The organism is Algorimicrobium algoritergicola (genome assembly GCF_008086165.1).
Taxonomy (GTDB): Bacteria; Bacteroidota; Bacteroidia; order Flavobacteriales; family Flavobacteriaceae; genus Algorimicrobium; species Algorimicrobium algoritergicola.
In genome coordinates, this window is record NZ_VSKL01000007.1 from 128,945 (window position 1) to 153,035 (window position 24,091).

Annotated in this window: 25 protein-coding genes; 10 read left to right on the plus strand and 15 right to left on the minus strand. The window is 33.6% G+C overall.

Annotation, left to right across the window (positions count from 1 at the left end; all coding sequences use genetic code 11):
* The first annotated feature begins 7 nt into the window (after positions 1-7).
* Complete coding sequence (locus ES675_RS15080; protein WP_066252654.1) at positions 8-553, plus strand: DUF4252 domain-containing protein; 546 nt, start codon at positions 8-10, stop codon at positions 551-553.
* Between the two features lie 364 nt (positions 554-917).
* Here ES675_RS15080 and purB read toward each other — a convergent pair whose 3' ends face one another.
* Together purB and ES675_RS15090 are read right to left on the minus strand one after the other, a co-directional pair.
* Positions 918-2,261 (minus strand): adenylosuccinate lyase, encoded by a 1,344-nt coding sequence (purB, locus tag ES675_RS15085; RefSeq protein ID WP_066252649.1) that lies wholly within the window; start codon positions 2,259-2,261, stop codon positions 918-920.
* A 120-nt stretch (positions 2,262-2,381) separates the two neighbouring features.
* Entirely contained in the window at positions 2,382-2,945 is a 564-nt protein-coding gene (locus tag ES675_RS15090) for an adenylosuccinate lyase (protein ID WP_066252646.1), read from the minus strand.
* 37 nt (positions 2,946-2,982) lie between these two features.
* Between ES675_RS15090 and ES675_RS15095 the strand changes: the two genes are divergently transcribed.
* The 5 genes from ES675_RS15095 to ES675_RS15115 all read left to right on the plus strand — a co-directional run bounded on the left by ES675_RS15095 (position 2,983) and on the right by ES675_RS15115 (position 8,999).
* The gene (locus tag ES675_RS15095) at positions 2,983-3,456 is read left to right on the plus strand and encodes a heme-binding domain-containing protein (protein WP_066252642.1); all 474 of its coding nucleotides are present in this window, start codon (positions 2,983-2,985) and stop codon (positions 3,454-3,456) included.
* 15 nt (positions 3,457-3,471) lie between these two features.
* The gene (locus ES675_RS15100) at positions 3,472-4,704 is read left to right on the plus strand and encodes a glycosyltransferase (RefSeq protein WP_066252640.1); all 1,233 of its coding nucleotides are present in this window, start codon (positions 3,472-3,474) and stop codon (positions 4,702-4,704) included.
* Between the two features lie 66 nt (positions 4,705-4,770).
* Positions 4,771-6,408, plus strand: a complete 1,638-nt coding sequence (locus ES675_RS15105; protein WP_066252635.1) for an ABC-F family ATP-binding cassette domain-containing protein — start codon at positions 4,771-4,773, stop codon at positions 6,406-6,408.
* Between the two features lie 300 nt (positions 6,409-6,708).
* Positions 6,709-8,274 carry a serine hydrolase gene (locus ES675_RS15110; protein WP_066252633.1) on the plus strand — a complete coding sequence of 522 codons (1,566 nt, stop codon included), beginning with the start codon at positions 6,709-6,711 and terminating at the stop codon, positions 8,272-8,274.
* Positions 8,274-8,999: a DUF6090 family protein gene (locus tag ES675_RS15115; protein WP_066252630.1), complete on the plus strand. Its 726-nt coding sequence runs from the start codon at positions 8,274-8,276 to the stop codon at positions 8,997-8,999. Before ES675_RS15110 ends, ES675_RS15115 begins: the two co-directional genes overlap by 1 nt.
* 1 nt (position 9,000) lies before the next feature.
* Here the strand turns inward: ES675_RS15115 and ES675_RS15120 are convergent, their stop codons facing one another.
* Positions 9,001-9,681 (minus strand): SIR2 family NAD-dependent protein deacylase, encoded by a 681-nt coding sequence (locus tag ES675_RS15120; RefSeq protein ID WP_066252626.1) that lies wholly within the window; start codon positions 9,679-9,681, stop codon positions 9,001-9,003.
* 83 nt (positions 9,682-9,764) lie between these two features.
* Between ES675_RS15120 and ES675_RS15125 the strand changes: the two genes are divergently transcribed.
* Together ES675_RS15125 and ES675_RS15130 are read left to right on the plus strand one after the other, a co-directional pair.
* Positions 9,765-10,994, plus strand: a complete 1,230-nt coding sequence (locus tag ES675_RS15125; RefSeq protein ID WP_231931294.1) for a CHRD domain-containing protein — start codon at positions 9,765-9,767, stop codon at positions 10,992-10,994.
* A gap of 62 nt (positions 10,995-11,056) precedes the next feature.
* Positions 11,057-11,719: a TrmH family RNA methyltransferase gene (locus ES675_RS15130; protein ID WP_066252733.1), complete on the plus strand. Its 663-nt coding sequence runs from the start codon at positions 11,057-11,059 to the stop codon at positions 11,717-11,719.
* Between the two features lie 25 nt (positions 11,720-11,744).
* On the opposite strand, the gene ES675_RS15135 is transcribed toward ES675_RS15130, so the two are convergent.
* The 11 genes from ES675_RS15135 to ES675_RS15185 all read right to left on the minus strand — a co-directional run bounded on the left by ES675_RS15135 (position 11,745) and on the right by ES675_RS15185 (position 22,005).
* Positions 11,745-12,437, minus strand: coding sequence for a hypothetical protein (locus ES675_RS15135; protein ID WP_148367541.1), 693 nt, complete (start codon positions 12,435-12,437; stop codon positions 11,745-11,747).
* A gap of 12 nt (positions 12,438-12,449) precedes the next feature.
* Positions 12,450-13,223 carry a carboxypeptidase-like regulatory domain-containing protein gene (locus ES675_RS15140; RefSeq protein ID WP_066252621.1) on the minus strand — a complete coding sequence of 258 codons (774 nt, stop codon included), beginning with the start codon at positions 13,221-13,223 and terminating at the stop codon, positions 12,450-12,452.
* Positions 13,224-13,310: 87 nt separating this feature from the next.
* The gene (locus ES675_RS15145; protein ID WP_066252620.1) at positions 13,311-15,170 is read right to left on the minus strand and encodes a DEAD/DEAH box helicase; all 1,860 of its coding nucleotides are present in this window, start codon (positions 15,168-15,170) and stop codon (positions 13,311-13,313) included.
* A 253-nt stretch (positions 15,171-15,423) separates the two neighbouring features.
* Positions 15,424-15,990: a DinB family protein gene (locus tag ES675_RS15150; protein WP_066252617.1), complete on the minus strand. Its 567-nt coding sequence runs from the start codon at positions 15,988-15,990 to the stop codon at positions 15,424-15,426.
* Between the two features lie 116 nt (positions 15,991-16,106).
* Entirely contained in the window at positions 16,107-16,469 is a 363-nt protein-coding gene (locus tag ES675_RS15155; RefSeq protein WP_066252731.1) for an SdpI family protein, read from the minus strand.
* Positions 16,470-16,562: 93 nt separating this feature from the next.
* Positions 16,563-16,844, minus strand: a complete 282-nt coding sequence (locus ES675_RS15160) for an urea transporter (RefSeq protein ID WP_082985927.1) — start codon at positions 16,842-16,844, stop codon at positions 16,563-16,565.
* A 13-nt stretch (positions 16,845-16,857) separates the two neighbouring features.
* Positions 16,858-18,438, minus strand: a complete 1,581-nt coding sequence (locus ES675_RS15165; protein ID WP_066252613.1) for a phytoene desaturase family protein — start codon at positions 18,436-18,438, stop codon at positions 16,858-16,860.
* A gap of 374 nt (positions 18,439-18,812) precedes the next feature.
* Positions 18,813-19,538: a DUF6090 family protein gene (locus ES675_RS15170; RefSeq protein WP_066252611.1), complete on the minus strand. Its 726-nt coding sequence runs from the start codon at positions 19,536-19,538 to the stop codon at positions 18,813-18,815.
* A 203-nt stretch (positions 19,539-19,741) separates the two neighbouring features.
* Entirely contained in the window at positions 19,742-20,308 is a 567-nt protein-coding gene (locus ES675_RS15175; RefSeq protein WP_066252608.1) for a hypothetical protein, read from the minus strand.
* 166 nt (positions 20,309-20,474) lie between these two features.
* Positions 20,475-21,308 carry a hypothetical protein gene (locus tag ES675_RS15180; RefSeq protein ID WP_066252605.1) on the minus strand — a complete coding sequence of 278 codons (834 nt, stop codon included), beginning with the start codon at positions 21,306-21,308 and terminating at the stop codon, positions 20,475-20,477.
* 121 nt (positions 21,309-21,429) lie between these two features.
* On the minus strand, positions 21,430-22,005 hold the full coding sequence (locus ES675_RS15185; RefSeq protein WP_066252604.1) for a non-canonical purine NTP diphosphatase: 576 nt from the start codon (positions 22,003-22,005) through the stop codon (positions 21,430-21,432).
* Positions 22,006-22,148: 143 nt separating this feature from the next.
* On the opposite strand from ES675_RS15185, the gene ES675_RS15190 reads away from it, so the two are divergent.
* Together ES675_RS15190 and hpf are read left to right on the plus strand one after the other, a co-directional pair.
* Entirely contained in the window at positions 22,149-23,078 is a 930-nt protein-coding gene (locus tag ES675_RS15190) for a DUF4421 family protein (RefSeq protein ID WP_231931293.1), read from the plus strand.
* 152 nt (positions 23,079-23,230) lie between these two features.
* Positions 23,231-23,530 (plus strand): ribosome hibernation-promoting factor, HPF/YfiA family, encoded by a 300-nt coding sequence (gene hpf / locus ES675_RS15195; protein WP_066252599.1) that lies wholly within the window; start codon positions 23,231-23,233, stop codon positions 23,528-23,530.
* Positions 23,531-23,538: 8 nt separating this feature from the next.
* Here the strand turns inward: hpf and rlmH are convergent, their stop codons facing one another.
* Positions 23,539-24,012 carry a 23S rRNA (pseudouridine(1915)-N(3))-methyltransferase RlmH gene (gene rlmH, locus ES675_RS15200; protein ID WP_066252597.1) on the minus strand — a complete coding sequence of 158 codons (474 nt, stop codon included), beginning with the start codon at positions 24,010-24,012 and terminating at the stop codon, positions 23,539-23,541.
* Between the last annotated feature and the right edge of the window lie 79 nt (positions 24,013-24,091).

Here is a 24,091-nt window from a genome sequence, read left to right on the forward strand (position 1 = left end):
AATCAGCATGAAAAAATCAATCAAATATACCCTGTTCAGCTTGTTAGTGGCTATGTCACTAATAAGCTGTAATTCGGGCGAATCATTACAAACGTATTTTGTAGATAATCAGGAAAAAGCCGATTTTGTTACAGCTGATATTCCAACGTCTATTGTAGAGTTGGATGAAGCTACTTTAACCGATGAGCAAAAAGAAGCGTATAAGTCTGTTCAACGCTTAAACTTTTTAGGTTTTAAAGCAAGCGAAACCAATATGGCAACATATAACACGGAATTAGCAAAAGTTAAGGCTATTTTAAGTGATGTAAAATATACAGAACTAATGGAGTTTAGAGACAGTGGGATGACCTTCGTAATTTCCTATTTGGGTGATGATGACAGTGCTGAAGAAGTTATTGTCTTTGGAAGCTCCAAAGAAATGGGCTTTGGCGTTGTTAGAATTTTAGGTGATAACATGCGTCCTGAACAAATTGGAACATTAGCTAGTGCAGTTCAAAATACTAATTTTGAAGATTCTGATCAATTAAAAGATATTGTCAATTTCTTTAAATAATTTTCAGAAAAATAATCTTAAAAAAAGTAGTCTGAAAAGTAATCTCCCATTGTCAAATTGAGCGCAGTCGAAGTTTTTAGTATTGCGAAAATCAGAACATTTCGACTGCGCTCAATGTGGCATTTAGAGTAAAAATTTACTTTTCAGACATCCTTTTTTTGTTTTTGGTTTAAGTCGTTTTGGTCATCCTTCTTTTTATGATGCTTTGTAAGCGTAACAATTATATTGACCAAAATGACTAAGAATAACGCAATGAAAATCCCGCTTACCATATAGTTTTCCAATAAACCGCAAATCCCAGCAACTGAAAATCCGACTCCTACAATTCCACAAAGGATTAGCGATTGTTTATCTGTTAACATACTTATATTCCTGTATAGTTACTAGGTGTAATAGCCTTTAACTCCTTTTTAATTCCATCAGAAACTTCTAATGTATCAATAAAGTTTGCAATGGATTGTTGATTAATTTTTTCATTTGTACGTGTTAAACCTTTTAGAGCTTCATACGGATTTGGATACCCTTCACGACGTAAAATAGTTTGAATAGCTTCAGCAACCACAGCCCAATTGTTTTCTAGATCTTCGGCAAACTTACTTTCGTTTAAAAGCAATTTATTTAAACCTTTTAAAATAGATTTAAAACCAATAATAGTATGTCCAAAAGGAACACCTACATTACGTAAAACCGTACTATCCGTTAAATCGCGTTGTAATCTGGAAATTGGTAATTTGGCCGATAAATGCTCAAAAATAGCATTGGCAATACCTAAGTTCCCTTCGCTATTTTCAAAATCAATAGGGTTTACTTTATGTGGCATGGCCGAACTTCCTACTTCACCTGCTTTGATGCGTTGTTTAAAATAATCCATAGACACATAAGTCCAGATATCACGATCTAAATCAATTAATATGGTATTGATTCGTTTTAAGGTATCAAATAAAGCGGCCATGTGATCGTAATGTTCAATTTGTGTGGTAGGAAAAGAGTGGTGTAACCCTAATTTTTCCTGTACAAATTGACCACCAAAAGCTTTCCAATCTATTTGTGGATAGGCAACATGATGTGCATTAAAGTTTCCAGTTGCACCACCAAATTTTGCAGCACTTGGAATATCATTCAATAAATCAAATTGTGCTTCCAAACGTGTTACAAATACTTGAATTTCCTTACCTAAACGTGTAGGAGAAGCAGGTTGTCCATGTGTTCTAGCTAACATGGGAATGGATTTCCAATCTTCAGTAAGCGTTTTTAATTTATTTAAAACTTCAAAATACTCAGGAACATACACATCATTCATAGCATCCTTAATACTCAATGGAATAGATGTGTTGTTAATATCTTGAGAGGTTAATCCGAAGTGAATAAACTCTTTATATTTTGAAATATTTAAGGCATCGAATTTTTCTTTGATAAAGTATTCAACCGCTTTCACATCGTGATTGGTTACTTTTTCAATCTCCTTAATGGCAGATGCATCAATAGATGTAAAATTTTTATAAATAGCCCGTAAATCTTCAAATAATGCCGTGTTAAAATCGGCTATCTGTGGCAGCGGAATTTCGCATAATGCAATAAAATATTCAATTTCTACTTGAACGCGATATTTAATTAGCGCTTCTTCAGAGAAGTAAGGGGCTAATTTTTCAACTTGATTACGGTACCGACCATCAATAGGAGAGATGGCATTTAAGGAAGATATAGACATGATTGTTGTTGTGTTTTAAAAGCCGCAAAGATACGGAAATCCAAAAGAATAGACAGATTATGACATGTAATTTTTAACGTGATTTTTTTACCCAGAGTGTTGATTGCATAATAAATTCAGCTACTTTTTAATCTTCGTTAAAATATGTTTTGCTCGTGCCTTAAAACCCGAACTCTGCATCTGAAAATCGCGTTCTAAGATTATAACGAGTTCGGGGTGAATCCAATCATAATCGGTTCCAAAAAGATATAAGGTATTCATGGAATATGCTTTAGGTGCAATTTTTTCGTCACGAATGAGATAATCAAAACAGACTTCAATAATACGTTCTTGATGCTGTTTTGTTAGATTGAGTTGAACGGCATTTCGTGATTTTGAATAATATGCTTTGGCTAAATACTCACAAATTTTAGCAACAGGTCTGACAGCAGGATCCAAATGAACTTGATGCATTTTCTCGGTAAAAACATCTAAATGCGGAATCAAATAGAATATATTTTGCCCACACATAAATTCTAAAACCCAAGCTGCTCTGCAGGAAATTTTATCATCAACACGAAATAATATCTCTATTAACTTCGGAATTAAATTTGGGTTGTCTATTACCAAATTGGCATAATGTAATCGTTTTTCTCGTGAATGGTTTACATAATTTAATTCGGTGTAGAGTTGGTCTGTAGTCACTAGTTTTCCCTATTTTTGATAGATAAAATTACATAAAATGAAAATAGTAAAGAAAATTCTGATTGCTTTATTAATTGTATTTGTTATTGCACAATTTTTTGGTCCGGAAAAAAACACAGGCGATCTTGCTTCAGTGCAACCGTTTTTAACGGAAACAAATCCACCAGAAGATGTTGCTGCTATTCTTAAAGAAACCTGTTTTGACTGCCATAGTAACCACACGCGTTATCCTTGGTATGATAATATTACACCTGTAAATTATTGGTTGGCAGAGCATGTGAATGATGGAAAAAAGCATTTTAATGTTTCTGTTTGGAATGATTATTCTGTAAAAAAGAAAGATCATAAATTAGAAGAATTAATAGAGATGGTTGAAGAGAAAGAAATGCCATTAGACTCTTATTTGTGGACGCATGAGGAAGCAAATTTAACGGATGCTCAAATTGAAAGTGTCATGAATTGGGCTAATAATATGCGTGTAATCTATGGTTTAGTGCCAAGACCCGAATAGATTTTTATTTGTTATATGACTAAAAAACTCCTTATAATTGGTTGTGTTTGGCCTGAACCAAAAAGTTCAGCAGCTGGTACACGTATGTTGCAACTTATAAAGCTTTTTCAATCAGAAGATTATAAAATCACCTTTGCAACCGCCACATCAAAAACAGAAAACGCGTTCAATTTATCCACACTCGGAATTCCGGAAGTCGCTATTCAATTAAACGATTCGAGTTTTGATAATTTCATTAAATCTGAAAATCCAGATATGGTATTGTTCGATCGGTTTTTAACTGAAGAACAGTTTGGATGGCGTGTAGCCGAAAATTGCCCGAATGCTTTCCGATTATTAGACACCGAAGATTTACATGGCTTACGAAAAGCACGCGAGTTAGCTTTAAAAGCTAATGATGCCGATTTTAGAAAATACCTCGTAAATGATACGTCCAAACGTGAAATAGCCAGTATATATAGATGCGATTTAAGCCTCATTATTTCCGAAGCGGAAATAGAATTACTTAAAAATTTCTTTAAAGTAGATACCAACTTAATTCATTATTTACCATTTTTATTAGAGACTATCTCTAATGAAATTTCTGAAATGTTACCCGATTTTCATGCCAGAGCAAATTTCATAACCATTGGAAACTTCTTTCATAAACCCAATTACCAATCGGTTTTATATTTAAAAGAAATGATTTGGCCTGGAATCCGTAAGCAATTACCACAAGCGGAACTTCATATTTATGGTGCGTATGCAAGTCAGAAGGTCACGCAATTACACAAAAAACAAGATGGTTTTTTGATTAAAGGTTTTGCAAATCAGGTTTCAGAAGTCATGCAAGCGTCACGAGTCTGTTTGGCGCCATTACAGTTTGGCGCTGGATTGAAAGGCAAATTAATTGATGCTATGCAAAACGGAACGCCAGCAGTTATGAGTTCGATTGCTGCGGAAGGTATGTTCGGGACATTAGATTCCAATGGATTTATTGCTGATGATCAAGACGAATTTATCAACAAAGCCGTGGAACTTTATACCACTGAAACGACTTGGAGAACCAAACAACAAAACGGATTTCACATTATAAATAACCGATTTAATAAAATGCCATTTGAATCTTCTTTTATAGAAACTATCAATAGTTTAAGAGCCAATTTACCAAATCACAGAGAAAATAATTTTACAGGTCAGATGCTGCACCATCAGTCACTCCAAAGCACGAAATTCATGAGTAAGTGGATCGAATTAAAAAATAAATAAGCACTTCAGAATATTTACTAAAATTGACGCGCTTTTTCATAGCTTTGCGCCTTTAAAATTAAAGCCATGATTTCCGTAGATAATTTAGCAGTAGAGTTTAGCGGTCACACCTTATTTAGCGATGTGTCCTTTACCATAAATGAAAATGATAAAATTGCCCTTATGGGTAAAAATGGTGCTGGAAAATCGACCATGATGAAAATTGTGGCAGGTGTTCAAAAAGGAACGCGCGGCCATGTACGTTTTCCTAAAGATGCTGTTATTGCTTACTTACCGCAACATTTATTGACTGAAGACAATTGTACCGTTTTTGAAGAAGCATCCAAAGCCTTCGCTCATGTTTTCGAAATGCGCGACGAAATGGAAGTCTTAAATAAAGCCTTGGAAACCCGAACGGACTATGAGTCGGATGACTATATGAACATTATTACCAAGGTATCCGATTTAGGTGAAAAATACTACGCTTTAGAAGATGTTAATTATGATGCGGAAGTGGAAAAAGCTTTAAATGGTTTAGGTTTTAAACGTTCAGATTTCGCCAGACAAACAAGTGAATTTAGTGGTGGTTATCGTATGCGAATTGAATTAGCTAAAATGCTGCTTCAAAAACCAGACTTAATTTTATTAGATGAACCTACCAACCATATTGATATTGAATCCGTTATTTGGCTCGAAGATTTCTTATTGAACAAAGCCAATGCCGTTATGGTTATTTCCCATGATAAGGCATTTATTGATAATATTACCAATCGTACAATTGAAGTGACTATGGGGCGTATTTACGATTATAAAGCCAACTATACACATTATTTACAATTGCGTGAAGATCGTCGAATTCATCAAGTGAAAGCTTTTAAAGAACAGCAGCGATTTATTGCTGATAATATGGCGTTTATTGATCGTTTTAAAGGAACATTCTCCAAAACGAATCAGGTGAATTCTCGTGAGCGTATGTTGGAGAAACTGGAAATAATTGAAGTAGATGATATTGATACATCCGCTTTAAAATTACGATTTCCAGCCGCACAACGATCCGGTGATTATCCTGTGACAGTAAAGGATTTATCTAAATCTTATGATGATCTTGTGGTGTTTAAAAATGCTAACATGTCCATTTCTAGAGGTGAAAAAGTATCTTTTGTTGGACGGAATGGTGAAGGGAAATCAACCATGATAAAAGCTATTATGGGTGAAATTCCTGTAGATGGTACCTGTCAATTAGGACACAATGTCAAAGTGGGTTATTTTGCGCAAAATCAAGCATCCTTATTAGATGAGAATTTAACCATTTTTCAAACAGTTGATGAAGTTGCACAAGGCGATATTCGAACCCAAATAAAAAATATTTTGGGCGGTTTTATGTTTAAAGGTGATGACATTGATAAAAAAGTAAGTGTGTTATCTGGAGGTGAAAAAACACGTTTAGCTATGGTAAAATTACTTTTAGAACCTGTTAACTTGCTCATTTTGGATGAGCCAACAAACCACTTGGATTTAAAAAGTAAAGACGTTTTAAAAGAAGCCCTTTTAAATTTTGATGGTACATTAATTTTGGTATCTCACGATCGTGATTTCCTCCAAGGCTTATCACAAAAAGTCTTCGAGTTTAAAGACCAACGCGTCATTGAGCATTTTGAAACGATTGATGATTTCTTAATCCGTAATCGTATGGAAAACTTAAAGCAAATCGATTTAAAGAAATAATTAGTTTTAGTTATTTTGGATGTATAACTTCCCAAAATTGACCTATCAAAGATTGATTGTAAAACTTGACTCCTGGAAACGTCAGTTCGAGTGATTTTGAGGCACGAAAAATTGTATCGAGAATTGATTTTAGAACACAATTCTTATTCTCGATACAACTTTTACTCATTTCAATCGTAAAACTCACTCGAATTGACGAATTGTTATTTTGAATTTACCTTTTTATATAAATGTGAAATAGGAATTTGAAAGGCAATTAAGTACCTTTCAATCAGTCATTAATCCTTTTTAATCCATATCATGAAAAACACATTCCTCAAAAAAATGGTTTTACTGCTCTTTGTAGCTGTCTGCGCCATTCCAGTTCAATCCCAAGTTTCAACCAAACAAATAGACTCTGTAGTTAATTATGCTATGTCTAAATTCAACGTTGCTGGTTGTGCAGTGGCTGTGGTAAAAGACGGAAAAATAATTCATGAAAGCGGTTACGGCGTCAAATCTATTGATACCAAAGAACCCGTTAATCCAAACACTAATTTTGCCATTGCATCCAATAGCAAAGCGTTTACCACAGCAGCTTTAGCCATGTTGGTGGAAGAAGGTAAACTGAATTGGGACGATAGAGTAAAAACCCATATTCCAGAATTCACCATGTATAATCCATATGTGGAGGATAATTTTAATATCATCGATTTAGTAACACATAGAAGTGGTTTGGGTTTAGGAGCTGGCGATTTAATGTTTTTTCCACAAGGATCTAATTTTACCATAGATGATTTACTAGCTAGTTTTCAGTACTTTAAACCAGAATCGGCATTTCGTACCAAATGGGATTATGACAATTTATTGTATGTCGTTGCTGGCGAACTTATTGCTAGAAAAAGTGGCATGACTTGGGAAGCCTTTATAGATTCGCGGATTTTTGAACCGATAGTCATGGACAATTCTTATGCATCTTTTGCTGAAATTTCAGACACAAGTAATTTATCCGCTTCACATTCCACTGAAACGGGAACCATGCGTATTATTCCAACGTTTGAAGAAATGATAAATGGTGCAGCAGGTGGTATTTTTTCGAATGTGAATGATATGTCAGCCTGGATGCTATTACAATTACATGCTGGAAAATATGGCGAAGGATTGAAAAAGCAATTGTTTACCGCAGATAATCATTACGAAATGTGGAAAATCCATACCATTATGGACGCGAATACCAATCCACGATACAACAGTCATTTTGCAGGATATGGTTTAGGTTGGTTTCTTACAGACGTAAAAGGCAATATGCAAGTAGAGCATACAGGTGGTTTGCCTGGTATGTTATCTAAAGTGGTTATGATTCCCGATTTGGATTTAGGTATTGTTGTTTTGACTAATACTAGTAATGATGGTGGTGGCATGTTTTCGGCAATTACCCAAACTATTATAGATATGTACCTGGAAATGGACGATTTTCAGTGGATTGATAAATATGCAGCTTATATGAAATCCAATGAAAGTGGCGCAAATGACGTTGTAGAGAAAGTTTGGGATTCGGTTGCTAAAAATGATCAATCTAAAATAAAAACAAGTAATTACATTGGTATGTATGAAGATGTTTGGTTTGGAAAAATGGAAGTGTTTATGAAAGACAAGCAATTGTGGATTAAAAGCCATCGTTCGCCATTGCTAAATGGACCATTACAGTTTTTTAAAGATGAAACTTTCGCCATTAAATGGGAATACCAAGACATGAATGCGGATGCTTTTGCCATGTTCACTTTAGGTGAAAACGGAATAGCAAATGGATTTACTATGAAAGGGATTTCGCCTTATATTGATTTTAGCTTCGACTTTCAAGATTTGGATTTAAAACGGATTGATTAATGGTTTCAGCAATACGAAGAATCAGAAAGAGACTGCTTGAACAAAACCGATTTAAACGTTATGTTCTCTATGCCATAGGTGAAATATTTCTGGTGGTTATTGGAATATTGTTAGCCTTACAAATCAACACGTGGAGTAAAGAAAATCATAATCTTAAATTAGAAAAGACACTATTAGAAGATTTTAAATCAGATTTCATCATTCAGAAAGAATTGATCATTGAGCAGATTGATTATGAGATAGGTATGATGGCTCAAATAGATTCCGCACTTCAATTTATGAGTCCTAATTATAACAAGGCAACTTTGCCAAGAAAACTTCATGAATTAACAGCACGACGTACCTTTAAAGCCAATCGCGCCACATTTAATAATATGATAGCCAGTGGCAGTGTTAATTTAATTTCCAACACAAGTTTACAAAATACGATTATCCGTTATTTTCAACGTTTGGATTATGTGGAATCCGTTGTAAACAATAATAATTTGTACATGGTGGACTCTAATTTTGGGGAGTTTGCTTCTAACAATGCTTTGGGTTTTCAAATAGATGAAACCGGTAAATTTGTTGATACTATTGATTTCACCAACGAACAACGCTATTTATTGGATATGCAATTACGATATAGAAATGGCGCGTCAAAAAGCATAAAACAGATAAGTACAATACTGTTAGAGTTAACCGAAGAACTTATTCAAACCATTGATGCTGAATTAAAACATTAGGTTAACTGTTTTTTATCAACTCAATAGCTTCCTGAACACCTGATGTAGCAGGTTTTGAAATAACTGTTAATTGTTTATTTCTCGTCATACTTGGTTTCGGGTCTATAAAATAAGTTGGCGTATTTTCTGGGACATAATGCATTAAACTAGCAGCAGGATACACTTGCATACTCGTGCCAATAATCATTAAAACATCTGCTGTTTCGCAAACGTCCATAGCTTTTTCTATCATGGGAACCGCTTCACCAAACCATACAATATGTGGTCGCATTTGGTAACCGTTTTGGCACATATCACCAAAATTGATGTCCGTTTTGCAGTCTATAATGGAATCGTCATTAAAGGTGCTTCTAGCTTTTAATAGTTCGCCATGTAGGTGAATGACGTTGGTACTGCCAGCACGTTCATGTAAATCGTCTACATTTTGAGTAATAATGGTGACTTTAAAACCGGTTTCCAATTTCGCCAAATCCACATGTGCTTGATTGGGTTTCACGCTTAAAAGCTGTTTGCGTCTTTGATTATAAAAATCTAGAACCAATTCCGGATTCACCCGAAAACCTTGTGGTGAAGCCACTTCCATAACATCATGGCCTTCCCATAATCCGTCCGCATCGCGAAATGTTTTAATGCCACTTTCGGCACTAATTCCGGCGCCTGTTAATACAACAATATGTTTCATAGACCTTAAAAATATAAAATTGCGTACGAAATTCATATAATAATACGTTTCCGTTTTCAAATACTAGTTTAAATTGTAAATTTATGGCAGATATAAAAAATGTATTTATGAAGAAGTCCTTTTTAATGGTTGTGAGTATTTGCGCCATGTTAGTTCTAACAAATTGTGCAAGCGATGACAATATTACCGAATTAGAATCCAAGCTGATTTCTACAACATATACGTTAAATCCTGTTTCAGATCCAGCAATTATTGGTGATGCGCGCATGATAAAAAACGAAGACGCATCTATTACCATAGAAATTAAATTGTCTGGAACAGCACCAGGAGAAACATATCCAACAGATTTACGAGTCAATACGGCAGCCGAAGGTGGAGTAACAGCCATAAGTTTAGAGGGCTTGAACGGTACAACAGGAAGAAGTACAACCACGTTTACAACCTTGGATGATGGTACAGATATTACCTATGAAGATTTGTTAGAATTTGATGGGTTTATAGATGTCCGATTAAATAACAACGCGCCAGTTACCGTTTTAGCCCAAGGTGATATTGGTCAGAATGAATTAACAGGTGTTTCAAAAACCTATACATTAAGCACACGTGATATTCCTGAAATTAATGGAAACGCCAAATTTTCCGAACGTAAAAATGGCGAAGCACTCGCGCGTATTGAATTAACCAATGCCATTCCGGGCACAGAACATCCTGCACATATTCATTTGAATACAGCACTTGATGGTGGCACTATTGCCTTTACGTTTAATACTATTGATGGTGATACAGGTTTAAGTAGAACCAATGTGTCTGCTTTAGATGATGGAACATCATTTGGTTATGCAGATTTGATAGCTTTTGATGGATATGTAAACGTGCATTTAAGTCCAGCAGATTTAACAACTATTATTGCTCAAGGTGATATTGGAATAAACGGCTTAACAGGTGAATCAGTAGTCTATACGTTAAACGAAGTTGACACACCCGGAATTCAAGGAACAGCAACGTTTTTCAAACGTGAAAGTGGTGATGCATTAGCGGTTTTAGAAATTGAAAATACCATAGCTGGCGATTCACATCCAGCGCATATTCATGCAAATGATATTGTTACGACTGGCGGCATTTTATTGACTTTTAATCCAGTGGATGGCGAAACAGGTATGAGTCAGACTAATATAATTCAGTTAAATGATACCACGCCTTTTGGATATGACGATGTACTTCAAGTTAATGGTTATATCAACGTACACGAAAGTGCAGCTAATATAGAGACGATTATTGCTCAAGGCAATATTGGTGTGAATGTGGATAATTAGAAAAAGCGCTTATATACTAATAAAAACCTGATGTCATGTCAGGTTTTTCCTTTTTACCAATCATGATAGATTTACAATTACTAAACCATTTAGAAGGTTTTTTAACCGATAGCAGACGCGAGAAATTTCTTCGTGTGTTGTCAGGTCGTACCAAACATTTTACGGTAGCAACAGAGGATGTGTATCAATTGCACAATACAAGTGCCGTAATCCGAAGTTGTGATGTGTTTGGAATTCAAGAAGTCCATATTGTAGAAGAAGTAAATAGCAAGCGCATTGATAGCGAAATTGCTATGGGCGCGCAAAAGTGGGTCGATTTAAAACGCCATCACAGTGTTAACGATGCTATTAAAAAATTGAAACAAGAAGGTTATCAAATTATTGCAACCACACCTCATACCAACGATTGCGACTTGCATGAATTTGATGTGACAAAAAAATCTTGTTTTTTCTTCGGAAGAGAAACAGAAGGATTATCTCAGGAGGTTTTAGATGCAGCTGATGGCTTTTTAAAAATACCAATGGCGGGATTTACCGAAAGTCTGAATATTTCTGTTTCCGCAGCTATTATTTTGCAACATGTAACCACCAAGTTAAAACAAACCGATATTCTTTGGGAACTTTCCGAAAATGAAAAGTTAGAAAAACGTCTGGATTGGATTAAGAAAACGGTTAAAAGTTATGATGAGATTTTGGAGCGGTATTATGAGGATAAGAATTTGTAGTGAATTAGCAGAGGCACTTAACCATTTATAAAAATTTGTTTTCTATTATTTTCCAATCATACATATAACCAAATTCTGAAAGTGATTTTGGTTTAGCACTAAACTTTAAAATGTTAGTTTTTTCATCTTCCTCTGAAATATTTCCTATTCGCGTAATGATTTCGTCTTTTTTAAAATCAAAGGAATCAAATTTATAATTTCCAGTGGTTGCATGTATATCATTACTTTCAGCAGATGTTATTAGCAATTGATTACTATTCCATTCAAAAGTATAATTTTGATTTGAACGCGTATACTGATAATAAATAATAAGCTTACCTTTTTTAATTTTTAGTTCGGGTTCTAAATATGGAAGCATACCACCTTCATTGCTTCTGGCAATAAATTTGTTGTTTTGGATTGCGACTATGAGACTATCATTTTTATTAAAAAGAACAAGTATAATTCGTGCTTTATTTTTTAAAATTTTACAGTCATTGCATCTTTTTTCGAAAATACTATCTGTAGATTCTAATATCAAAGCGAAATCCTCAAGTCCATCTTTATTTAAGTCTCCTATGGCCTTTTGAATGGTTTTCCAACCTAAATTATTTTCAATTGATTGTAGATTTTCACCTAGAAAATTTGGTAAAACGTATTGACTTTCTTGAGCATTTAACAAGAAACTGCTTACTAGAAATAAAAATGATACTAAATTTTTAATAAATTTTAATTTCAATGCTTAAATATTTTATCGCTTCTTACGACTACGGCTTAACACTTTGTATTCCTCGTAACATTCGCTAATAGCATCCAATATTTGAAGATCGTTGGCGCTATTTATAAAATCGGCAGAATAGTTACATTGACGCACTATTTCATCTAAATCCACACGATCTACTTGTAGTAAAACTGTTAACATTTCCCGATCAAAACGCGAAGCTAGGAGGTTTCTAATTTCATCATCTTGCTTCATCTGTTTGAGTTTTTTCATCTCATTCGGATTTTTCCCAAACATTTTATAGAGGAAATCAGCAGGATTAAAAATAGCACCCAATGCTTTGGTTATGGCATTGCTACGGTTTCCAGCTTCATAACCTGTAGATGGTAAACCAGAAATACTGTAGCGGTAATTATTATTGATGGGCACATTCATGATATCCACTTCTAGAATCCCTGTTAAGCGGAAGTCATTAATGACCACTTCTTCTAAAGCTAAGGCTAATTCATTTAATTGAATGGTAGAGGTTCCAAACTTTATCCAGTCATTCGTTACACGAACTTTAATGGATTTAAAGCCTAAATAGGAGAGGTGGAGCGTATCATTTGCTTTGGCACGCAAAGTAAATTCACCTTCCACATTGGTTGTGGTACCAATTACCTGTGTTAAATTTACAATATTAACACTTTCCAAAGGTTCCCCTTGTGATGCGTTTATAATAACACCTTTTACATAGGTTTGGTCCTGTGCGAAACCAATAGAAAAGGTAAACAATGCAATAAGTAGGAATAGGTAGTGCTTCATGCTGGCTAAATTAAACAATAAAAGTACTAAACAAAAAAATAGATTTCTCATTTAGTACTTTATTTGACTTATTATTAACAGTTGTGTTTAGCGTCTAGAACGTCTAGGTCTTTCAGAACCTGAATCGTTGCTAGATTCTGTACGTCTTGGTTTAGAATCGCTATCGCTTCTACGGCTACGTCTGCTTCCAGAATCACCACCACGATCACTACGTCCACCAGACGAACGACGTTCGCTTCTTGAACTATCGTCACGTTTACGTCCACCACCAAAGCCGCCTCCGCCACTTCCGCCGCTACGACGTTTGTTTCTGCTAGTTCCTTGACCTTTATCTTCACTCACTTCAACGTTTACAAAACGACCATCGTGCTTGAAATCTGTAAAGAATGCCAATACTTTTTCTTGTAAGCCTTTATCAGTTGTAAAGAATGAAAAACTTTCTTTAACATCAACTTTAAACACGTCATCACGACCTAGCTCTAATACTTCTTTTAAGAAATCTTTTAGCTTCATCCAATCGTAACCGTCTTTACGACCTACGTTTATAAAGTAACGTGTATCATTGGCATTGCTCGTGTAACCACGACCTCCACCATCGCCAGCGCTATCACTTCCACGAGATTCGGTTACATTTTGAATACGTGATTTTGAATAGTAATTAAAGAAACGTGTAAACTCTACCGAGAAGAATTTTTTAATTAATTCATCTTTAGTGGTATCAGTAAACAATTCATTGATACTTTCTAAATACTTATCAATTTCAGGATTGATCTCCGTTTCGTTAATTTTATTTGCAAGCGACATTAACTGTACTTCGCAAATTTCCATACCATCAGGAATTTCTTTTTTAACGAAGTCTTTTTTAATGATACGTTCAATACTTTTTATTTTACGAACCTCACTTTTGGAAACAATAACCATAGAAATACCTGTTTTACCAGCACGTCCTGTTCTTCCAGAACGGTGAGTATAAATTTCAGGTTCATCAGGTAATTGATAATTTATTACGTGTGTAATATCATCTACATCAATACCACGAGCAGCAACATCTGTTGCCACAAGCATTTGTATTTGTTGGTTTCTGAAAGATTTCATCACCAAATCACGTTGGTTCTGACTTAAATCACCGTGTAATGCGCCAGCACTGTAGCCATCTTCAATTAACTGTTCAGCTACTTTTTGCGTATCACGTTTTGTTCTACAGAAAATTACTGAAAAGATATCTGGATTCGCATCTGCCAAACGTTTTAAAGCTGCATAACGATCACGTGCATTAACTAAATAATACTCATGAGATACTTGACTCGTGCTTTCATTTTTATTTCCTACCGTAATTTCAATAGGGTTCGCCATGAATTTCTTGGCAATATTGGAAACCTCTTTAGGCATGGTAGCCGAGAATAACCAAGTGTTTTTATCTTCAGGTGTATGAGATAAGATATCAGTGATATCCTCTTTAAAACCCATGTTAAGCATTTCATCAGCTTCATCTAAAACGGCATATTCAATTTTAGAAATATCTACTAATCTACGCTTAATCATATCTTTCATACGACCAGGAGTAGCAACAATAATTTGTGCACCTCTTTTTACGTCGCGTGCTTGATCTGTAATGCTAGATCCGCCATAAATAGCTACAACATTTAAACCTTTACAGTGTTTACCGTAAGCTTTCATTTCGTTGGCAATTTGTAAACACAGTTCACGTGTTGGCGACAGGATTAAACCTTGTGTTGTGCGACTATCCATCTGGATTTTTTGCAACATTGGAAAACCAAATGCAGCAGTTTTTCCCGTTCCAGTTTGCGCTAGGGCAACCAAATCGGTGTCTTTTTCTAATAAAATTGGAATTGCTTGTGCTTGAACGTCACTAGGGGTTTCAAAACCCATGTCAGTAATAGCTTGTAAAAGGTCGTCATTAAGACCTAAATCTTGGAATGTGTTCATTCGTGTTTAATAAGTAATCGATTATGTTTTGTAGTGTTACAAAAGAAGAGAATCGACATACTTAACCTAAACTTCCAGTAACACATCCTCACCCTGAGGAATTAATTTAACAGAACGTCAGGTTCCACCAAATTTCGTGCAAAGGTACACTTTTATTTGGAATAAAATTATTATGAAAGCAGAAATGTCAAAAATTGAGGTTAGAACTGATGTTGTGGTCGCCTAACGTCTCCCCATTATTGATTTTTTAGCTTTAATTTTTAGGAGCTCTTTTTATAATTAATCGAATTTGTCCCATATGATTTGCTTGATGTTCCATAACATGATACCAAGCCCAATGGTTGTTCATACTAGAATTTTTTACTTTTGAATTAAACCACTTATCATCTTTGGTTTTTAAGAGTCTCAAGGTTTCTTTTCTAACTTCATCCCAAATATCTAGATAGTAGCTAATAGGTTTATTTACTAGTTCGTTTCTTGCAGGTTCGCCTAATTCCAAAGGCAATAACCACGTTTCGTTTTCTTCATTGTTAAAGCTTCTATTTTCAAACGTATATAATTGGTAATACTTTTCGGTGGCTGCCAAATGTAAAATCATGGCGCCAATGCGGTTCGCATCATCATCTAATAAAAAATCGACTTCATTTTGATTCAGATTCACAACACTAGTAGTAACACGCGCTTTTAAATCTTCCAGCATGGACACCATATTTCCTATCTGTGTAGAATAGCCTTTCGGAGCTTCAATTGTATTTTGAGAATATAAATTACTGCTAAAGCATATTACTATGATTGCGAGGTAAAATGCGAATTTTTTCATGAGTGATTTTTTTAGTTGAAATTAGGTTTGAAGTGCTTATTTTACTGCGTTTTATGGAATAGTTTTTTGTGTAATTTTAGTTTAATATTATTTTTTTCTGTTTTATTAAAATTGATTTAACCTTCTTCCGAATTAAATTTGTTCTTTATAGCAGATTCTACTCTAATAAAAAGCACAACAACAAGTGCAATCATGAAACTGATACCAATTAGTGTGGCTGTTTTTTCATTGGCGTGAATTATAAAACCCAGCAACCCAGTTAATGCCAAAATGACTCCCAATTTCATCATTTCTTGAGCGGAATAGTGCTGTGCAAAATCCCATCGCGCTTGGTTTTTCATAGAACTTGACGTGCGATAGCCATACAGGCCATTTATTTTTTTAGGCGGAAACTTCATCATGATGAATCCAACGATTAAGAAAATTAGTCCTGTAGACACAGGTATTATAAATAACGGGTTGCTAGTTGGTAGATCCATTTTATTCTGTTTTTCCACTTTCAATTTAGAGAATTAATTTCTAATTCAAATGATAGGTTGTGTATTTAATATCAAGACAATCAATTTATTGATTTAAATTTTTACTTTTTTCAACATTAAAACTCCCCAAGTTGCTAATACAAAAGGAACAGTTAATGTAATTAATCCTGTCACGGCTATACCTGTTAATGTTCCATTAAATCCATAAAGCCCGTTTTTAATATCGTCTTTTGGATACTTCAAGACATGAGCCGTAACTGTACTTATTATTGTGCCAAATAAGGCTGCCAATCCAAATAACCAAGCGTTGTAGAAAATTCCAATTAAAAATAATAGTCCATAATTTATATTATGAAGACCAGGTTTTAACTTGATCCTTACTAGAAATCTAGACCTTGCTTAAAATGTTTTTTCCAGTAATGGCAATACTGGTAAGTACACCTGAAAATAAAGCACCTGCAACGCCTGCTGTGGCAATGTCTTGACCAGTTAGGTAAAAGTTTTTGATAGGTGTTCTTGGTTTTAAAAAGGGTTGTCTAAATCTTGAAGGACTATGGTCTAATCCATAAATTTCGCCTGTTTGATAATTAACAAAATGCTTGGTAGTTAGGGGCGTTGATAATTCTTGATGAACTATTTTCCCTTCAACTTGCGGTAATTTTTTATACAATTCTATTAAGAGTCTATTGGTAATATTTTCCTTAATGGCTTCGTATTCATCACCTCTTTTTTTCCAGGAGGTATCAGACCATTTCTCAAAGGTTTCATAGGGAATAAGGGTTATAATATCGATAGAGCTTTTTCCCGGATACCGATTAGACCAATCCGGATCTTTAGCACAAGGAAACGAAATATAAACGACAGGAAAAGGTTGTGATAAATCGTTTAAATAATTTTCAACGCAAGTATCATGATCGCCTTCCGCTGGATAAATCCATTGATTTGTTTTCGGAATTTGAAGCGCTTCGGGCGTACCTTCTAAACCTAAATATAAACTCACATGAGCTACAGACGGTTTTACTTTTTGCAACTGTTTATTCAGTTTGTGTTTTATAACAGTAGCTTCGGGCAATAATGTTGTGTACGTGGTTACAATTCCAGCACTACTTACAATGTTTTTAGCGTTAAAAACATGACCATCTTTCATCTGGACACCAATTGCCTTATTGTTTTCAACAATGACTTCTTTAACCTCGGCACTTATTAAAATAGTGCCTCCAGAAGCCGCAATAACTGGATCGATAGTATTTACAACTTGTGATGAGCCTCCAATAGGGAAACTTCCACCTTCAAAATAATGACTAGCCACAGATGCATGCATAGAAAAACTACTTTGTTTTGGTGGTAACCCGTAATCGCCATACTGACCCGTTAAGACTTTTATTAAAGCTTCATTATCGGTTATAGAGCGCAGCACCTCGTACGTTGTTTGATCTGAAAATTTATGAAAAGGGCGTTTTAAATACCATCCAATTAACGTGTTTAAAAACGGCGGAATGGCTTTCGTTAAGTAGAAATTTCTACTTGTTTTAGCCGCTTTAAAAACGGTGTCAACATAGGTGTTTATAGCATGTTCTTCGTCTGGAAACGATGCTATCATACTTTCTTTAAAATTAGAAACACCTTTTACAAAGTCGTAAGGTTTATCACCAATAATAATGCGATCATAAATGGGACCCATATCTGCCCATTCCAACCGGCTATCACTGACATAATTAAAAATTTTGCGTAGGATACTTTTTTCGCTTTGCACGTTTCCTATATAATGAATTCCCACATCCCACTCAAAGCCTTTACGTTTAAAAATATGTGTAAAACCTCCAGCTGTGTAATGACGTTCTAAAACCAAAACCTTTTGTCCTTCTTTGGCTAAAATAGCAGCTGTTGCTAGTCCGCTCATGCCAGATCCAATTATAATAGTATCGTAAATTTCTTGTAATTGAGGTTTTTGCTTATAGGATTGGATCATTTAATATATTTTCAACCAAAATACTATAATTAAAGCAGTTTTTAAGAAACATGATGCGTATTAATTATAACTAATTTAACAAGATGTTTATGTCATGATGCTATTGGAAGTACTTCAGTGGTAAGAGAATCAATTTTTAGTATCCATCCTGATTTAAGTGTATTGCTATCAATTACATAGAGTCAATACTATATTCTTAATTCAATATTTTAGAAACCAAATTGTAATTCTTCGGAAATAATTCCATCAATTTTTTCTAATGAATTAATTGTAGATTTAAGAAGACTAGCTAGAGATATTGACAGTTAAAGATTATCGAAAAGCTGATAAGATTTTAATTGTTTTTTTTACCACAGTTCTTTGTTGTGCTTGCGTTATTTAATAGTTTCACTTATAGAGAGGTCAGTAATTTCAGTTAATAAAACCTTTGCTTCTCTATATTTTTTTTCTAATACACGAGCATTGAAGATATTGTTTTCTATTTCATTTTCAAACTGAACTTCTTGTAATAAAGCTAGATTATTAATATCAAATTTAGAATTTTGAGTATTGTCTTTATAAAAGTCAATATTAACTATTGAGCCTTTTGTCTTTATAATATTTATTGGACCATCATTTGATGTTTCTAGCGCATTTTGCCATTCTAATATGTCTTCATAAAGCCTTTCCCATTTATATAACAACTCTTTTAGTTCTACGTCTTTAATATCAGATAATTTTCCAGAATTTTTAATCTCATTCAAAGTAAATGTACTTGGATTCCAGGTTGGTAATTCAATAGTTTCAAATAAAAGACTATCAATATTTAATTCAGGGATATCCATTTTTTCCTTTCCAAAATAAGTTAGTAATTCGTTACCTGCTGAAATTTTTCTTTTCATGCGAATTAAATCTATTTCTAACTCTTTTAAATTGGTTGTAAACTCGTTGTGTAGATTTTCTGTAAGAATTTTTAAAGAATTCTTTTCGTTTCTATTTTCATTCCAATTATTTATTTGAAGCGCAATTAAAATCCCAACTACTACAAGTATTATTTCTCCTATTGCATATTTAAAATACCTGGCTGGCGGCAAGGCAGGCTTTCCCGTTTTGTTTTCCATAAGCAAGTTTTGGCGAATTTTCCTGAAGAACTTTATCATTGTTTAGCGGTTGGTCATAATGAGGGCTAACGTGTTTATGTATAATTAGTGGCGTGTTTGAGCACCTAATTTAGTGAATAAAACACAGATAGAATCTTCGGCCGGAATGTTCGTAAGTCAGTGAGAACTAGCAATAAACTATATAGGGTGTTGTGTTTCGTTTTTTAACCATCAAAATCACCACAATCGTGAGTTTCAAACTTCATTAAGTTTTCTTTAAATGTATAAAATTCACTAATTCTTAAACTCCTTTTATTAAAGTCATAATTTATTATGTCTAATTTAAAAATTGGTTCTTTTTCAACTCTTGAAAATAGTAAAGTGAATTTTTTAGTTTTAATTTCAATACTTTTTTCTTGATTTTTTAATTCTAAAATATCAAAGATTAAATATTCATTTATATCACAAACATTATAAATAAAAACTTTTCCATTTTCAATTCTAAATTCAGCTAAATCACAATCATAACAATTTCCCGTAAACTCTAACCCATATTTTTTATAAACATTTGTACTTTGTTTTTTTAAAATTTCAATTGGAATTAAGGTATCTAAACTTATTTCAGCTTTTTTTGTTTCTAAAATAATTTTAGCTGTATTATGATTATTCGATTTTAATGTATCAATTTTTGTGCTATGAATCCGGCTTTTAATTGTATCTGTGTTGTTTTTATTTTGTTTACAACTCAAAATAATAGAAAGTGTTAAAAAGAAAATAAAGCGTCTTGTCATGTTTTATGTTTAAATTCGATTTTTAGTGACTCACAACCTGTTTGTGAATGAGTAGTTGCTTAGTTGGCAATGAATTTAGTAAATAAAATATAGATAGAATATTCCGCAGGAATATTCGTAAGTCGGTGAGAACTAGCAATAAATTATATAGGGTGTTGTGCTTTCGTTATTTTTCCGTTCCTTCTAACATTTTTTGAAGTTCAGAATTTGTTTTTTCTCCAATAATGTCAGTTAGTTTTCCTGTTTTGTAATTATACTTTTTAATTATAGTCGGTTCGTTTAAATCTTCGAATTTCCCATCATTGTTTTTATCAATCCCAAAGCTTATAATTAAATCTTTACTTTCATTTAAGAACTTATAAGAAACTATATCCATTTCCGAATTTTCAATTTTCTTTAATTCCTTTTTATTTAATGAATAAATATAAAGTGATTTAAAATCCGATAAATTAATTACTCCATCTTTATAAGTATCTTTTTCAGCAACTTTAAAAAGCAAAAGGATTTCATCAGAAAAATATTCTGAATCAATATTATTGAAGTTAACTCTTTTGTCAAACAATTTGTTTGTCAAATCATTTTGTTGATTATAAATAATCAGGTTGTTATATGCTCCGTAATATTGTCTAGAGTATCTACTGTCATTTGATTCATAACTGCTGCTAGATGTTTTTCTAATATTCAAAAGACCATTAATATTTTCTGACTCATTCAGGTTTTTATGAGAAACAGGAATTATATAAATAGAATTTATAGTATCAATTAGTTTTGGGTTTTGATATGAAATAACTTGCTCTCTTTTATTTTCTTTTTGTAGTTTCTCAATTTTATCATCTGAAAGAATTCCAGTTTCAATATCATCATAACTGTTAAATCTCAAAAGCTCTGAAATAGCTATTCCACCTATTCCTAAAATTGAAACGATAACTAAAATAATAGCAAGTGTTCCAAGAATTGCTAGAATTTTTTGATTGTAGTTTTTTACTTTTTCAATTTTCATTTATAGTTCAGGTTTAATGAAGCGCAACAATTAAATATAGCCAAAAGGCTAGATCCAACTTATACATTCCAAATCTAATCATTTCAAATAAGTTTATTTATAAGTAGTTCTACGTAATTTTTCACAACTCATTTATAAAGGTTACCAATTGCATAATAGCTTTTCCACGATGGCCAATGCGATTTTTTTCGTCTAACGCTATTTCTGCAAAGGTTTGGGTGTAACCATCCGCTTTAAAAATAGGGTCGTAACCAAAACCGTCGACTCCATATTTGGTTTCTGCAATGCTGCCTTTGCAAATACCAATAAAGGTTTCTAACGTTCCATTTAGGTGTAAAGCAACTACGGTTTTAAATTGGGCATTCCGGTTGTTTTTATTTTCTAAATTGGCTAGGAGCTTGTTCATATTATCATGGGCATCGCGTTGTTCACCTGCGTAACGTGCGGAATAAACACCCGGTTCGCCATGCAAGGCTTCAACTTCCAAGCCCGTGTCATCAGCAAAACAGTTATAGCCATAGTGGGTTTTTATATAGTTTGCTTTCTGGATGGCATTGCCTTCAATGGTATTTTGGGTTTCTGGAATATCTACATCACAACCTATGTCTTTCAGACTCAATAGCGTAATATGCTCGGGAATTAATTGTTGAACTTCTTTTAATTTATTTAAGTTGTTTGTAGCGAAAACGAGTTGCATATTCTATAATTTAATGTATTTTTAACTGATAGCAAATGTACTTTAAAATCTGGAATCAGATAAACTTTAACCTCCTTATGCGCAACGCTTTTCTACTTTTTACTTTCTTTTTTTTGTGTTATTTTTCAATGCAATCGCAAATATTGAAAGACGTCGATTCCACCAAAGTGTATAAGATGGTCGATAGCTTGTTTATTGATCGGGATTTAGAAAATTATTCGGTACGGCTGTTTTCAAACTACAAAGTCAAACGTTTTACCCTTCGTGATGACGATTCAAAAACACGTTTTATTCCAAGCAATCCGATTGGTGTTGGCGTTGGTTTTGCCAGTAGAAAAATAGTAGTTGATATTGCCTTTAATCTGAAAAGCAATAAGGACAGGATTACTAATAAGTTTGATATGCAAGGCACAACTATTATTGGTAAGAATCATTTTGTTAACTTCTATGTGCAAACTTACAAGGGTTACAATGTGAAAAACAACTATAATGAACCTACTGTTTTTCGAGGTGATATCAAGTCGGCAACCGTAGGTTTTAACTACCTATTTACATTGTCTGAAATTGAATTTTCTTATGCCATGCTAAAAGCCGGTGTTTCAAAACGGAATAAAAACGTGCATATAACAGGTGGTTTGGGTACTTTTGCTGTTTTCGATTACTTTTCAGGGAATGAAACTATTTTATCAGATCAAGGTGCCTTGTATTATAATGAGCAAGCCAATATAAAACGCTATAGCTCTAATGGAATTGGTGTTTTAGCCGGATTTATTTCAGCTTTTATGTTGCCTAAAAACTTGATAGCTTCCTTTAATGTTATGCCAGGAATTGCCGTTATGAATAAACGTGTAACTATTGTAGATGACACCTACAGACCATCCAACCCAATGCTATATAAAATAGATTACACAGCGGCTTTAGCGTATAATGCGGAACGTTATTATGTAAGTCTTATTTATAATGGCAGTGCTTATTCTACAAGCTTGGATTTTGATAATAAACAACTTTTTAGTTTAAGTAAAGCTAAATTGGCTTTTGGCTATAAATTATGGGCTAAAAAGAAGAATAAATAGTTAATCCTTTGATAAAATTAAGCTGAAATACGAAATAATTGGTATTTTTATGTAAATGATATACGATATATGAGTATATATGATACATATCATATTTAAATTGACAAGTAGATAGTAAATTTGAATATTAACAATCCAAAAATCTTATAATTATGACAATAAACTTTCAATACGTTAATCTAGATACGAGTGAAGCTTTGACTGCCTTTACTACAGAAAAATTACAATCGCTTATAAAAAAATACGACTGGTTAATTAATTGTGATGTACAGTTTAAAAAAGAACACAGCACCAAAGAAGAAGGTTATATTTGTAGTATGGAATTAAGTTTGCCAGGACCTAGAATTTATGCTATTTCTAATGAAAAGAATTTTGAAGCGTCTGTAAAAGAAACCATCAACGATTTAGAAAAACAACTTAAAAAACGCAAACATACATTTTCTGTTAAATAACAAACATCTTACCTATGGTGATACGGTTCGTTTTTTAATATGGTAAACGCACGATAAAACTGCTCCACCATAAACAACCGTATCATCTGGTGAGAAAATGTCATTTTTGAAAGTGATAACTTACCTTGGGCCTTTGCGTAGACAGTTTCCGAAAATCCATAAGGTCCACCAATAACAAATACCAATTGCTTTATTCCAGAATTCATATACTTCTGTAAGTATTCTGAAAATGCAACAGAATGCATTTGCTTGCCATTTTCATCTAATAATATGAGCGTGTCTGTAGCATTGAGTTTGGAGAGAATCAGTTCGCCCTCTTTGTCTTTTTGTTGGGCTTCACTTAAATTCTTTACCTTTTTTAAATCAGGTATTATTTCAAATTCAAACTTGATGTAATGAGATAGTCGCTTTTGGTAATCGTCTATCAAGGCTTGTAGTTGTTTATTATCGGTTTTGCCAATGGCAAGAAGTTTTATAGTCATGTGCAAATTTATCGATTTTTTCGGAAATTATAGTTTGAAAATATGGGATGGTTTAGTCTATTAAAAACCTGTAAATGTA

Excerpts from the sequence above, each read along its gene's own strand:
- ES675_RS15080 (WP_066252654.1), top strand. The coding sequence starts at position 8 with ATGAAAAAATCAATCAAATATACCCTGTTCAGCTTGTTAGTGGCTATG.
- purB (WP_066252649.1), bottom strand. The coding sequence starts at position 2,261 with ATGTCTATATCTTCCTTAAATGCCATCTCTCCTATTGATGGTCGGTAC.
- ES675_RS15095 (WP_066252642.1), top strand. The coding sequence starts at position 2,983 with ATGAAAATAGTAAAGAAAATTCTGATTGCTTTATTAATTGTATTTGTT.
- ES675_RS15100 (WP_066252640.1), top strand. The coding sequence starts at position 3,472 with ATGACTAAAAAACTCCTTATAATTGGTTGTGTTTGGCCTGAACCAAAA.
- ES675_RS15105 (WP_066252635.1), top strand. The coding sequence starts at position 4,771 with ATGATTTCCGTAGATAATTTAGCAGTAGAGTTTAGCGGTCACACCTTA.
- ES675_RS15110 (WP_066252633.1), top strand. The coding sequence starts at position 6,709 with ATGAAAAACACATTCCTCAAAAAAATGGTTTTACTGCTCTTTGTAGCT.
- ES675_RS15115 (WP_066252630.1), top strand. The coding sequence starts at position 8,274 with ATGGTTTCAGCAATACGAAGAATCAGAAAGAGACTGCTTGAACAAAAC.
- ES675_RS15120 (WP_066252626.1), bottom strand. The coding sequence starts at position 9,681 with ATGAAACATATTGTTGTATTAACAGGCGCCGGAATTAGTGCCGAAAGT.
- ES675_RS15125 (WP_231931294.1), top strand. The coding sequence starts at position 9,765 with ATGGCAGATATAAAAAATGTATTTATGAAGAAGTCCTTTTTAATGGTT.
- ES675_RS15130 (WP_066252733.1), top strand. The coding sequence starts at position 11,057 with ATGATAGATTTACAATTACTAAACCATTTAGAAGGTTTTTTAACCGAT.
- ES675_RS15140 (WP_066252621.1), bottom strand. The coding sequence starts at position 13,223 with ATGAAGCACTACCTATTCCTACTTATTGCATTGTTTACCTTTTCTATT.
- ES675_RS15145 (WP_066252620.1), bottom strand. The coding sequence starts at position 15,170 with ATGAACACATTCCAAGATTTAGGTCTTAATGACGACCTTTTACAAGCT.
- ES675_RS15150 (WP_066252617.1), bottom strand. The coding sequence starts at position 15,990 with ATGAAAAAATTCGCATTTTACCTCGCAATCATAGTAATATGCTTTAGC.
- ES675_RS15155 (WP_066252731.1), bottom strand. The coding sequence starts at position 16,469 with ATGGATCTACCAACTAGCAACCCGTTATTTATAATACCTGTGTCTACA.
- ES675_RS15165 (WP_066252613.1), bottom strand. The coding sequence starts at position 18,438 with ATGATCCAATCCTATAAGCAAAAACCTCAATTACAAGAAATTTACGAT.
- ES675_RS15170 (WP_066252611.1), bottom strand. The coding sequence starts at position 19,538 with ATGGAAAACAAAACGGGAAAGCCTGCCTTGCCGCCAGCCAGGTATTTT.
- ES675_RS15175 (WP_066252608.1), bottom strand. The coding sequence starts at position 20,308 with ATGACAAGACGCTTTATTTTCTTTTTAACACTTTCTATTATTTTGAGT.
- ES675_RS15180 (WP_066252605.1), bottom strand. The coding sequence starts at position 21,308 with ATGAAAATTGAAAAAGTAAAAAACTACAATCAAAAAATTCTAGCAATT.
- ES675_RS15185 (WP_066252604.1), bottom strand. The coding sequence starts at position 22,005 with ATGCAACTCGTTTTCGCTACAAACAACTTAAATAAATTAAAAGAAGTT.
- hpf (WP_066252599.1), top strand. The coding sequence starts at position 23,231 with ATGACAATAAACTTTCAATACGTTAATCTAGATACGAGTGAAGCTTTG.
- rlmH (WP_066252597.1), bottom strand. The coding sequence starts at position 24,012 with ATGACTATAAAACTTCTTGCCATTGGCAAAACCGATAATAAACAACTA.